The sequence below is a fragment of the Georgenia sp. Z1491 genome, assembly GCF_049856175.1.
In the GTDB taxonomy this organism is placed as follows: Bacteria; Actinomycetota; Actinomycetes; order Actinomycetales; family Actinomycetaceae; genus JB111.
In genome coordinates this window covers 1-11,533 of the sequence record NZ_JBNDNA010000028.1, presented here as the reverse complement: position 1 = coordinate 11,533, position 11,533 = coordinate 1, and the positions used below count along the sequence as shown (strand labels likewise).

The window sequence follows — 11,533 nt, the reverse complement described above, 5'->3', positions numbered from 1 at the left end:
GGAACGCTCGAGCGTTCCGACACCGGCCCGGACGGAGCGTTAGAGGGAGGCCAAGAGGTCTTCCATCTCCTGGATTTCTGCGGTCTGGTCGTCGATGATCGTTTGTGCGAGCTCGATCGCAGCCGGGTCGCTTCCGTCCTCGACCTGGGTCTGGGCCATCTCGACCGCTCCTTCGTGATGGACGATCATCTGCTCCAGGAACAGGCGCGACGCCTCGGTGCCACTGGCCGCTTCGAGGGCGGCGAGATCCTCCTCGGACATCATTCCGTCGCCGTGGTCCATCCCGTCAATCTCGCGTTCGTCCGGGTCGACGCCCCAGTCATCGAGCCAACCATTGAGCTGGTTGATCTCGGGGCCCTGGGCCGCCTTGATCTCCTCGGCCAACGTCGCCACCTCCGGGTCGACGTCGTCCTTGGCGAGGACGATGTTGCTCATCTCGATGGCCTGCTCGTGGTGGACGATCATCATCGATGCGAACATCACGTCCGCATCGTTGACGCCTGCTGCTTGCTCGGTCGAGTCGTCTTCCGTGACCGGCGTCGAGTCGTCCTCGCTCCCGGCGGAGCAGCCGGCCAGTACCAAGGCAGCGGCGAGGGCGAGCGCAGCGGTCGCCGCAGTTCGGGTAGTCATCAGTGTTCTCCAATATCAACAGTCGCTTGGATGGCACGCGAACCTCGATGGCATCGCGTGAGTGAGGTGGGGAACCCTGGGCGTTCTGGGACGCGCCGGGTTCACCGGCCCCTCACGTGCGACTGATGCAGAGAACGTGTAAGGACGGTGCCCTCAGTGGCACTCGGACGGTGAGGCGGACCTGGGGATGATCTGATCGTGGGTTGCTGTGCATCCATCCAGGGAGGAGACGCGGCGGCATCAGGACGAGCAGCGCGAGCAGAAGCGCGAGCACACACGCCATCGCCATCTCTAGATGGTCGCTGGCGCCGCAGTCCGCACACGCACCCTCGTGATTCTTGGCCGTGTCGCTGGATGTCTGCTGCCCTACTGCCGCGTGGTGGGCCTCTCCGGCCTCAGGGGCGGAAACTGAGATGGCTGCGGGCGCCTGGGCAGTCGGAGTGCCATGCAGGTTCAGCGTATGCATGGCGACCAGGCCCACGATGATCCCGGCAACAAGCAGACCACCCCAGAGGAGGCGCCGGAAGATGCCCCGAGGGGCTCTCTCGGATCGCGTCGCCGGCACGGACACCATCGGGCCAGGTTACCGACCGCCCCTGTGGTCGACCACAAGCCGCCCGGACACCTGACTCATGTGCAGGAGCACCACTGGCGGTGTCGGCCCCGGTCAGCGCAACCGTGGTATCGCCGAGGTGACGGACGGTGAACAGCGGGTCGATGGAGACAGGCCGGGTGTTGTTACCGGGCGTGCGGTGACCCTCGCCGGTGATCGCGATCGCGGAGCTGCTCACCGCGTTCCTTCCTGAGTCGCGGAGGCAGTGAACGCCGGCAACAGGATCGCCTAGATGAACCGCGGCGCGTCATCGGGGTCGAGGCAGAACGTGGCGGCTCCAACAATTGATTGATACCCGCTAGGGGTATAGGGTGACGGTCGTCGTACACAGATGAAGGAGTAGGAAGCCATGGCAACCACGACCGAGTACCAGGTGACTGGCATGAGCTGCGGACACTGCGAGAGCGCGGTCCGCGCCGAGGTAGGCGAGGTCCCCGGCGTCACCGGCATCGACGTCAGCGCGGCCACCGGCCACCTGGCTGTGACGGCCGATGGGCCGGTAGATGATGCCGCGGTGATCGCCGCAGTCGATGAGGCTGGTTACGCCGCCGTCAGGAGCTGACATGAAGGCGCCTGCGCGGCTCGGCCTGTACGGGCTGCTCCTGGTGGCTGTGTTCGCTGTGGCTGGATTCGTAGCGAACGCGGTGGTTTCCGAGGAGACCGTGCAGGGCTGGACGCACGACACCGACGACACCGCCCACCACGACGGAGAAGGTCTGATGAACGCCGTCGAGCAGGACGGTCGCGAGGCCGGAGTGTCGTCACTGGGCCTGAGCCTGGCCCAGGGGGGTTACCGGCTGGCCGCCGTGATCGCGCCGACCGACACGACCAGCGAGGGCGAGCTGTCCTTGACCGTGACCGGCCCGGACGGCATGGCGGTGACGGACTTCGAGGTGGAGCACGAGCAGGAGCTGCACCTGATCGCCGTCCGTGCTGACGGGCAGCACTTCCGCCACGTGCACCCCGAGATGGATGACGAGGGCACCTGGTCGATCCCCTGGCAGTGGGACGGAGCTGGCTCCTACCGGGTCTTCGCGGACTTTGTCCCCGCAGACACCGGAGAGGGCCTCACGCTCTCGACCTCGGTCCAGGTGGCCGGCGATTACAACCCGGGACCGGCGACCGAGCCGGTTACCGAGACGACCGTGGGCGGCTTCGACGTCAGCGTGGAGGGCAGCCTCACCGCAGGTGAGGCGTCCGAGCTGACCATGACCATCACTCGTGACGGCGAGCCGGTCACCGAACTGGAGCCCTACCTGGGCGCATTCGGTCACCTGGTTGCCCTTCGTAACGGGGACCTGGCCTACCTGCACGTCCACCCGCACGGGGACGAACCCCAGGCTGGGGAGACCTCCGGACCCGAGATCGTGTTCGAGGCCACCGCGCCCACGCCTGGGAGGTACCTGCTTTATCTCGACTTCCAGATCGACGGCGAGGTCCACACCGCGCCGCTGGTGATCGACACGACCACCGACCCAGGCGAAGGCCCCCGCGGCGGGGAGCGCTCCGAGGACGGGCGTCCCGGCCAGGAGCCGGGAAACGCTGACGAGAATGAGGGCGGAGACGGCCATGACCACTGAGAACACCAGCACGGGCATCGCCAGCATCGAGCTGCAGATCGGTGGCATGACCTGCGCCTCGTGCGCGAACCGGATCGAGAAGAAGCTCAACAAGCTCGACGGCGTCACCGCCAGCGTGAACTACGCGACCGAGAAGGCCAGCGTCACGGGCCCCGACGATCTCGATCCGATGCTGTTGGTCGCCGAAGTCGAGAAGACCGGGTACACGGCCGCACTCCCGACCCCTACCAAGGGTTCCGATCAGAGCCCGGGCGAGGAGGGTGAGTCTGCCGCGGACGCCGAGCTGCGTTCGCTGCGCCAGCGGCTCATCGGCTCTGCCATCCTCGCGGTGCCGGTGATCGCCATGGCGATGATTCCCGCCCTGCAGTTCGACTACTGGGGCTTCGCGTCACTGGTGCTCGCCGCTCCGGTCGTGGTGTGGGCCGGCTGGCCCTTCCACAAGGCGGCGTGGATGAACCTGCGCCATGGCGCGGCGACGATGGACACCCTCATCTCGGTGGGCACGACCGCGGCGATGCTCTGGTCGAGCGTGGCCCTGTTCTTCGGCACCGCCGGCCAGCCCGGCACGGTTCACCCCTTCGAGCTGACCATCTCTCGCTCCGACGGGCTCGGACACATCTATCTCGAGGTGGCAGCCGGGGTGATCACGTTCATCCTGCTCGGCCGCTACTTCGAGAAGCGCTCCAAGCGCCGCGCCGGTGCCGCCCTGCGCGCCCTGCTGGAGCTTGGGGCGAAAGAAGTATCGGTGCTGCGCGATGGAAGGGAGCAGCGGGTCTCCGTCGAGGAGCTGGCCGTAGGCGAGGAGTTTGTCGTCCGGCCCGGGGAGAAGATCGCCACCGACGGAACGATCAGCTCCGGCAAGTCCGCGATCGACGCCTCCATGCTCACCGGCGAATCCGTTCCCGTCGAGGTCGGCGAAGGCGACACCGTGGCCGGGGCGACCGTCAACGCCGGCGGCCGGCTCGTGGTGAAGGCCACTCGGGTGGGCTCGGACACGCAGCTGGCGCAGATGGCAAAGATGGTCGAGGACGCTCAATCGGGCAAGGCCGAGATCCAGCGCCTCGCCGACCGCGTCTCCGGGGTGTTCGTGCCGATCGCGATCGCGATCGCCGTTGCAGCCCTGGGCGCGTGGATCGGCGCCGGGTTCCCCCTGTCGGCAGGTTTCACCGCCGCCGTGGCGGTGCTCATCATCGCCTGCCCCTGCGCCCTGGGCCTCGCCACTCCGACGGCACTGCTGGTCGGCACCGGTCGCGGTGCGCAGATGGGGGTGCTCATCAAGGGCCCCGAGACCCTCGAATCGACCCGCAAGGTCGACACGATCGTGCTCGACAAGACCGGCACCGTCACGACCGGGAAGATGACCCTCACCGATGTCATCACCGCCGACGGGGGCGATCGAGCCGAGCTGCTGCGCCTGGCCGGTGGCTTGGAGGACTACTCCGAGCACCCGATCGCCCAAGCCATCGCGGCCGCCGCCACCAGCGAGGTCGGGGACCTGCCTGCGCCGGAGTCCTTCGACAATGTCGAGGGGCAAGGTGTGCAGGGCGTCATCGACGGCCACGCAGTGGTCGCTGGCCGGGAGTCGCTCCTGGCCGATTGGTCGATGCACGTGGACGAGAGCCTGCGTTCGGCCAAGCGGGCCGCCGAGGCCCAGGGCAAGACCGCGATCACGGTCGGATGGGACGGCGCCGCCCGTGGGGTCCTGGTCGTCTCCGATCAGATCAAGCCCACCAGTGCCCGGGCCGTCGCCCAGTTCAAGGAACTCGGACTGACGCCGGTGCTGCTGACCGGCGACAACCAGTCCGTGGCCGAGCAGGTCGCCTCCGAGGTCGGCATCGAGCAAGTCATCGCCGAAGTCCTACCCAAGGACAAGGTCGGTGTCGTCGCCCGGCTCCAGGACGAGGGCAAGGTTGTCGCGATGGTCGGCGACGGCGTCAACGATGCCCCCGCCCTGGCCCAGGCCGACCTGGGTCTAGCGATGGGCACCGGCACCGACGTGGCGATCGAGGCCGCCGACATCACCCTGGTGCGCGGGGACCTGCGCGCCGCTGCGGACGCCATCCGGCTGGCTAGGCGGACGCTGCGCACGATCAAGACCAACCTGTTCTGGGCCTTCGCCTACAACACCGCCGCGATCCCACTGGCCGCCTTCGGTCTGCTCAACCCGATGCTCGCCGGAGCGGCCATGGCCCTGTCGTCGGTGTTCGTCGTGTCGAACAGCCTGCGGCTGCGGACCTTCACGGCCCGCGCGGACGACGAGAGCGCGGCGGCTCCTGCTGGCACGGCACCGGCCCGTGAGCCGGTGAACGTCTGACCGTCGTCATCACGCAACAGGAAGGGACACCCGATGACTGCACACGAGAACCTGAACCTGACCGACGTTTCGTCGAGTGGAGGCAGCTGCTGTGGACACGCGCCGAGCGCCGACGCCGTCGCACAGACCTCCGCTGAGGAGATGGCCGAGTGCCCCGTGATGGCCGGCACCCCGGTCGTCAAGGCAGAAGCTGAGAACGCCGGTCTGGTCCGCGATCACAACGGCCAGCGGTACTGGCTGTGCTGCGCGTCCTGCGGCCCATTGTTCGACGCCGACCCCGATCGATACGCGACGGTGGGCTGAGGCCGCATCCGTTCCCGCGCTCCTTCGACGCACGTCCTCGCAGAGCGCGGGCCCTTCGCTCAGGCTCCATTCCCAGCCTGGAGGACACACGAAAGAGGCGACCATGAGCCACCACGACCACTCAACACGATCACCCTCGACGCCCGACGACACGCGGCACCACGGGTCCGATCCGCATGCTGGCCACCACTCCCACACCCAGGGACATGACGAGGCCTCGGATCACTCCGAGGCGCACGGGAACCACGGTGGACACGGCGATCACGGACATGGCGGGCACGCGGGTCACGGAGACCATGTCGCGCAGTTCCGACGCCTGTTCTGGATCATGCTGGTCCTCGCCGTGCCCGTGGTGGGGTTCAACGACATGTTCGCCGATCTCATCGGGTACCCGTTGCCCGAGGCAGGATGGGTCCGTTGGGTGTCGCCGGTCCTGGGAACCGTGATGTACGTCTGGGGCGGCCAGCCGTTCCTCACCGGCGCGGTCTCGGAGCTCCGCGCCCGCAAGCCCGGGATGATGCTGCTGATCGGCCTAGCCATCACCGTGGCGTTCCTCGCCTCTTGGGGTGCGAGCCTGGGCGTCCTGGACCATGAGCTGAACTTCTGGTGGGAACTGGCGCTGCTGGTGGACATCATGCTGCTCGGCCACTGGATCGAGATGCGTTCCCTGGCGCAGACCACCTCCGCCCTCGACTCCCTGGCAGCGCTCCTCCCGGACGAGGCCGAGAAGGTTGACGGCGACGAGGTCGTGACGGTCTCCCCCGGCGATCTCGTGGTCGGCGACGTCGTCGTCGTCCGTCCCGGCTCTTCGGTACCCGCCGATGGAAAGATCGTCGACGGGTCGGCCTCCATGGATGAGTCGATGGTCACCGGAGAATCGAAGACGGTACGCCGCGAGATCGGTGAGCAGGTCGTCGCCGGCACTGTCGCCACCGACTCCGGGCTGCGGGTCGAGGTCACTGCCACCGGTGACGACACCGCCCTGGCGGGCATCCAGAAACTTGTCTCCGACGCGCAGGCCTCGTCCTCGCGCGCACAGAGGATCGCCGACACCGCCGCTGCCTGGCTGTTCTGGTTCGCCCTCGGCGCCGCATTGATCACCGCGGTCATCTGGTCGCTGATCGGGCTGCCGGACGCCGCGGTGGTGCGCACCATCACCGTCCTGGTCATCGCCTGTCCGCACGCACTCGGTCTGGCGATCCCCCTCGTGGTGTCCATCGCCACCGAGCGCGCAGCCCGCGGGGGCGTGCTGGTCAAGGACAGGCTCGCCCTGGAATCGATGCGCACCGTCGATTCCGTGCTGTTCGACAAGACCGGAACGCTGACCAAGGGCGAGCCCACCGTCACCGCCATCGAACCGGTCGGGAACCGCAGTGCCGAGGACGTTCTGGCGCTGGCCGCGGCTGCGGAGTCCGACAGCGAGCACCCCCTGGCCAGGGCCATCGTCGGCGCAGCCAGTGCCCGCGAGGTTCCAGTCGCGAAGGCTCAGGATTTCTCCTCCTCGCCGGCGGTCGGGGTCAAGGCAACCGTCGACAGCTCCGTGGTCGAGGTCGGTGGCCCCTACCTGCTCGACCAGCACGGGCTGGACGAACTGCCGGTCGCCGACCAGTGGCGGAACGAGGGGGCGATCATCCTCCACGTCCTGGCCGACGGCGAGGTCATCGGGGCGCTACGTCTGGCCGATGAGATCCGCCCCGAATCCCACGATGCTGTCGACGCCCTTCACGCCGCCGGCGCCCAGGTCGTGATGATCACCGGGGACGCCCAGGCCGTCGCCGACACCGTCGCGCGCGAGCTGGGCATCGACCGGGTCTTCGCCGGCGTGCGGCCAGAGGACAAGGCTGCCAAGGTCGCCGAGCTCCAGGACGAAGGCAGGAAGGTCGCCATGGTCGGTGACGGCGTCAACGACGCCCCTGCGCTCGCCCAGGCCGATGTCGGCATCGCCATCGGTGCCGGTACCGACGTAGCCATCGGGTCCGCCGGAGTCATCCTGGCCTCCTCCGACCCGCGCTCGGTGCTGTCCGTCATCGACCTCTCCCGCGCCAGCTACCGCAAGATGAAGCAGAACCTGTGGTGGGCCGCCGGGTACAACCTGATGTCGGTACCCCTGGCCGCCGGTGTGCTCGCACCGATCGGGTTCGTACTGCCGATGAGCATCGGCGCAATCCTGATGTCGGCCTCCACCGTCGTCGTTGCACTCAATGCCCAGCTGCTGCGGCGCCTCGATCTCACCCCCGCGTCCAGCACGGCGAAGATCCTTGACCAGGCCACGACCGAATGAGCACCCGTCTGCTGTCGTAGCAGAGACCGCACGAATCCGGAGAAGACACGATGGACACCACCACCGCGACAGCAACCGAAGCTGACCACGGATACATCAGCGATAAGGACCGCTACCTGGCTCGTCTCAAGCGCATCGAGGGACAAGCCCGTGGAATCCACCGCATGATCGACGAGGACACCTACTGCATCGACATCCTCACCCAGATCAGCGCCGTCACCTCCGCGTTGGAGAACGTCGCCCTGGCCCTCCTCGACGACCACCTCAAGCACTGCGTCGTCCGGGCTGCCAAGGCCGGCGGCGCCGACGCTGACGAGAAGCTCAAGGAAGCCTCCGAAGCCATCAGTCGCCTCGTGAAGTCCTGAGGCGCGGCATGGATACGACCCGCGCGGTTGTGGGTGCACGGTCGTGGGGTCCTTCGCCGCTGCGTCATCGTGCTCATCACAACGCCGGGCTCCGGCACACCGACCACGCCCAACGCTCGTCTGCGCTCAGTTCTGGACGCCCGGGCAGACCTCGCTGCCCTGTCCCATGTCAACCGTGAAAGAGACGTTCCGGATAATGCCTGCCCCTCGTCCACACCCAGATCCCGACCAACAGGCTCGTCGCGGCCCGGGACGGCTGCGCGCTGTCGTAGCGACCGTGTTCGCCCTTGCCATCACGCTGGCCGGATGCGCACCCGGCAGCGGCGGCAGTCCCGCCGAGGTGGCCGGCGCAGGCTACGTGTCCGGTGACGGGTCCCTGTCGCTGTGGACGCCCGACGAGCGCGGTGCACCGGTCGAGATGACGGGCACGAGCTACACCGGGGAGAGCATCGACCTGACCGACTGGCGCGGGGAGGTGGCGGTGGTCAACTTCTGGTATGCCGCATGTCCGCCGTGCCGGGCCGAGGCGCCAGCCCTCGAGGCCATCGCCGAGGACTACCAGGACCAAGGGGTCCGCCTGCTCGGAGTCAACCCACGCGATGACACGGCCACCGCCCAGGCCTTCGAACGTACCTTCCAGATCCCCTACCCCTCCATCCATGACCAGAGCGCACGTGCCGTGGCCGCCTTCCAGGGCCTCGTGCCCCTGCAGGCCATGCCCACGACCGTGGTTCTGGACCGCCAGGGGCGGGTCGCGGCCCGCATCATGGGCGAGTTCGACCCCACCAGCCTGCGCGGCCTCATCGACGACACGCTCGCCGAGAGGGCCGAAGACGCATGAGCTGGGACCAGGTCGGCTCGTTCTTCGCCAGCACCGTGCTCACCGGCCCCATGCTCGCCGCGCTGCCCGTAGCCGCGCTGGCCGGATTCATCTCCTTCGCCTCCCCGTGCGTGCTGCCGCTGCTGCCCGGCTACGTCGGCTACCTCGGCGGCATGGCCGGAGCCACCACCCCGGGTGCGCAGCTGGCCGGCGGGCAGCAGACCAAGGTTCGTGACCGGCGCCTGCTGGCCGGGGTACTGCTGTTCGTCGCCGGCTTCACCGCCGTGTTCGTCCTGCTCGGCGTCATCTTCGCCTGGCTGGGGATCCTGCTCGCTCCCTGGCTGGACATGATCACCCGCATCCTGGGTGTCCTCGTGGTGCTCATGGGCCTGGCCTTCATGGGCTACGTCCCCCTCATGCAGCGCGAGCGGCGCCTGCACCTGACCCCCCGGCAGGGCCTCTGGGGCGCGCCGCTGCTCGGCGTCGTCTTCGGGCTGGGCTGGGCCCCCTGCATGGGACCGACCTTGGCCGCGGTGCTCAGCCTCGCCTTCAGCGAGGCCGATCCCGCCCGCGGCGGAATCCTCGTGTTCGCCTACAGTCTCGGGCTGGGGATCCCGTTCGTCGCCGGAGCGATGCTGCTGTCCCGTTCCACCCGGGCGCTGAAGTTCCTACGGCGCCACCGCCTCACCTTCCAGCGCCTCGGCGGCGGGCTCCTCGTCCTGCTCGGACTGGCGATGATCACCGGGCTCTGGAACTGGATCTCGGGCTACCTGCAGGGCCTCGCCGCCAACTTCCAGACCATCGTCTGACTGTCAGGAGTACCTTCACCGCCTGCTGAGGATGGGATAGGAGCGTCGACCACAGTCAGGCCCCTTCGCCTCACTGACCTCGTGCCCGTGACAGGACCTTTCTCTCCGTGCTCACCGGCCCTGCCCACGCCGCAGCAGCTGACCCACCGGCGCCACCCGCAGCGCTCGTGCCGACACCTGCCCGCGGCGCCGGGACGACTCAGTCCCGTCAACGACGACGGGGTCACCAGTCCGATGGACCGGTGACCCCGTCGGGTCCCGCTGCTAAGGAGCGCTGGGCGGACCGACAGAGGACGGCCCGCCCAGCGTGGATCAGCGGGTCTGCTCGATGCGGACGACCCCGAGGCTGTCCGCGCCGTCGCCGTCCCAGTCGCCGAACGCGGCGACGTCGCCGTCGCGCCCGTAGCGGGTCTCGATCACCTCGGCGTCGGAGGCCATCTCGTTCGTCACGAAGAAGTCGGCGCCACGCTGGAGGGCGAGGCTGTCCGCGCCGTCGCCGTCCCAGTCGCCCACGAGGACGAGGTCACCGTCGCGGCCGAGCGAGATCTCGCCGTCCACGCCTGCGCCGGTCGGATCGTTCGTCCAGATGACGTCGGAGCCGCGTCGGATGCCGAACGTGTCCGTGCCGTCGCCGTCGAAGTCGCCCACGAGGAGCGTGTCCCCGTCGGCACCGAAGGCGGCGAGCTCGATCTCGCCCGGGTTCTCGAGGTCGTTGATGATCTGCAGGACGTTGCCGTCACGGACCGCGAACGTGTCCGTGCCGTCGCCGTCGAAGTCGCCCTGGACGATCTCGTCGCCCGGCTCCCCGAGCCGGACGACCTGCTCGGCGGGTCCGGTGCCGAGGGTGTTCGTCAGGTGGATCTCGTTCCCGCGGCGCACGGCGATCGAGTCGGACCCGTCGCCGTCCCAGTCGCCGACGAAGATCTCGTCGCCCTCGACGCCGTAGAGGAAGCTGTGCGCGGCGTCGCCGGCGAGCTCGTCCGAGAGCAGGAAGCGCGGCGTGCCGGGCAGCTGCTCGGGTTCGGGCTCGGGGGCCGGCTCCGGCTCGGTGCGCGCGGCGTCGCGGGAGGCGGCGTCCGCCTCGCGCGCGGCATCGGTGTCCGGGGCCACCTGGTCGTTCTGCGCCTCGGTCTCGTCCTGCGGCTGTGCCTCGGGCTGGGGCGCGGTCTCGGGCTCCGGGGCCGGCTCCGCGGGCGCGGGCTCGGCCGGCGCGGGGGTCGAGCCGCCGGGGCCGCCGCCCGGGTAGGTGGCGAAGTTCTGGGTGGCGAACACGCGTCCGTCCCCCGAGACCGCCACGCCGACGCCGAAGTGCGTGTAGGACCCCGTGAGCAGGATGTTGTTGTGCACCGGCGAGTTGCGCCACTGGCTCATGAAGTAGTCGGCCTGGTGGTCCGGGTAGATGCCCCAGGACAGGATCTCCGAGGTGCCGGTCGATCCGGCGGGCACGGCCGACCGGCCGTAGTCGCCGCGGTGGACCATCGAGCCGATGCTCGCCTGGTGGTTGGACCAGGACTGCGCGACCGAGTCGATGGACCCGGTGCGCGTGAGCTGGGACAGGCCGTTGGCGGCGCGGTAGGCGTTGGTCTGGGCGGCGATCGCGTTGGCGACCTGGTTCTGCCAGCCGGCGTCGGTGCGGATGACGGGGCTGACGGTGCGGACGCCCGAGGGCGCCTCGGCCGCCTGGGCGGTCGTGACGGTCGCGCTCGCGGCGGCGACGGTCAGGAGTGCGGTGGCGACCCGGGGGGCGAGGGTGCGGCGCCGGGCGTGGCGGCCGCGCGGGGGTGCAAACACGTCGGTCGGTTCTCCTCGTTATCGGAA

At 68.9% G+C, this 11,533-nt stretch carries 11 protein-coding genes; 8 read left to right on the top strand and 3 right to left on the bottom strand.

What is annotated here, in order from left to right; all coding sequences use genetic code 11:
* Nucleotides 1–39: 39 nt before the first annotated feature.
* Together ACPYO4_RS16090 and ACPYO4_RS16085 are read right to left on the bottom strand one after the other, a co-directional pair.
* Nucleotides 40–630, bottom strand: coding sequence for a DUF305 domain-containing protein (locus tag ACPYO4_RS16090; protein WP_425710266.1), 591 nt, complete (start codon nt 628–630; stop codon nt 40–42).
* 112 nt (nt 631–742) lie between these two features.
* Nucleotides 743–1,204, bottom strand: coding sequence for a DUF6153 family protein (locus ACPYO4_RS16085; protein WP_425710265.1), 462 nt, complete (start codon nt 1,202–1,204; stop codon nt 743–745).
* A 388-nt stretch (nt 1,205–1,592) separates the two neighbouring features.
* Here ACPYO4_RS16085 and ACPYO4_RS16080 point away from each other — a divergent pair, with 388 nt between their 5' ends.
* The 8 genes from ACPYO4_RS16080 to ACPYO4_RS16045 all read left to right on the top strand — a co-directional run bounded on the left by ACPYO4_RS16080 (nt 1,593) and on the right by ACPYO4_RS16045 (nt 9,715).
* Complete coding sequence (locus tag ACPYO4_RS16080) at nt 1,593–1,805, top strand: heavy-metal-associated domain-containing protein (protein ID WP_425710264.1); 213 nt, start codon at nt 1,593–1,595, stop codon at nt 1,803–1,805.
* A 1-nt stretch (nt 1,806) separates the two neighbouring features.
* Nucleotides 1,807–2,823: a heavy-metal-associated domain-containing protein gene (locus tag ACPYO4_RS16075; RefSeq protein ID WP_425710263.1), complete on the top strand. Its 1,017-nt coding sequence runs from the start codon at nt 1,807–1,809 to the stop codon at nt 2,821–2,823.
* On the top strand, nt 2,813–5,137 hold the full coding sequence (locus tag ACPYO4_RS16070) for a heavy metal translocating P-type ATPase (protein ID WP_425710262.1): 2,325 nt from the start codon (nt 2,813–2,815) through the stop codon (nt 5,135–5,137). The genes ACPYO4_RS16075 and ACPYO4_RS16070 overlap by 11 nt, the downstream gene beginning before the upstream one ends.
* A 33-nt stretch (nt 5,138–5,170) precedes the next feature.
* Nucleotides 5,171–5,440 (top strand): hypothetical protein, encoded by a 270-nt coding sequence (locus tag ACPYO4_RS16065; protein WP_425710261.1) that lies wholly within the window; start codon nt 5,171–5,173, stop codon nt 5,438–5,440.
* Nucleotides 5,441–5,543: 103 nt separating this feature from the next.
* The gene (locus ACPYO4_RS16060; RefSeq protein WP_425710260.1) at nt 5,544–7,721 is read left to right on the top strand and encodes a heavy metal translocating P-type ATPase; all 2,178 of its coding nucleotides are present in this window, start codon (nt 5,544–5,546) and stop codon (nt 7,719–7,721) included.
* A gap of 50 nt (nt 7,722–7,771) precedes the next feature.
* Nucleotides 7,772–8,086, top strand: a complete 315-nt coding sequence (locus ACPYO4_RS16055; protein ID WP_425710259.1) for a metal-sensitive transcriptional regulator — start codon at nt 7,772–7,774, stop codon at nt 8,084–8,086.
* Nucleotides 8,087–8,363: 277 nt separating this feature from the next.
* A complete protein-coding gene (locus ACPYO4_RS16050) occupies nt 8,364–8,927 on the top strand; it encodes a TlpA family protein disulfide reductase (RefSeq protein WP_425710258.1) in 564 nt (187 codons plus the stop codon).
* Nucleotides 8,924–9,715, top strand: coding sequence for a cytochrome c biogenesis CcdA family protein (locus ACPYO4_RS16045; protein WP_425710257.1), 792 nt, complete (start codon nt 8,924–8,926; stop codon nt 9,713–9,715). Before ACPYO4_RS16050 ends, ACPYO4_RS16045 begins: the two co-directional genes overlap by 4 nt.
* Before the next feature lie 312 nt (nt 9,716–10,027).
* Here ACPYO4_RS16045 and ACPYO4_RS16040 read toward each other — a convergent pair whose 3' ends face one another.
* On the bottom strand, nt 10,028–11,506 hold the full coding sequence (locus tag ACPYO4_RS16040; protein WP_425709281.1) for a CAP domain-containing protein: 1,479 nt from the start codon (nt 11,504–11,506) through the stop codon (nt 10,028–10,030).
* Nucleotides 11,507–11,533 lie beyond the last annotated feature (27 nt).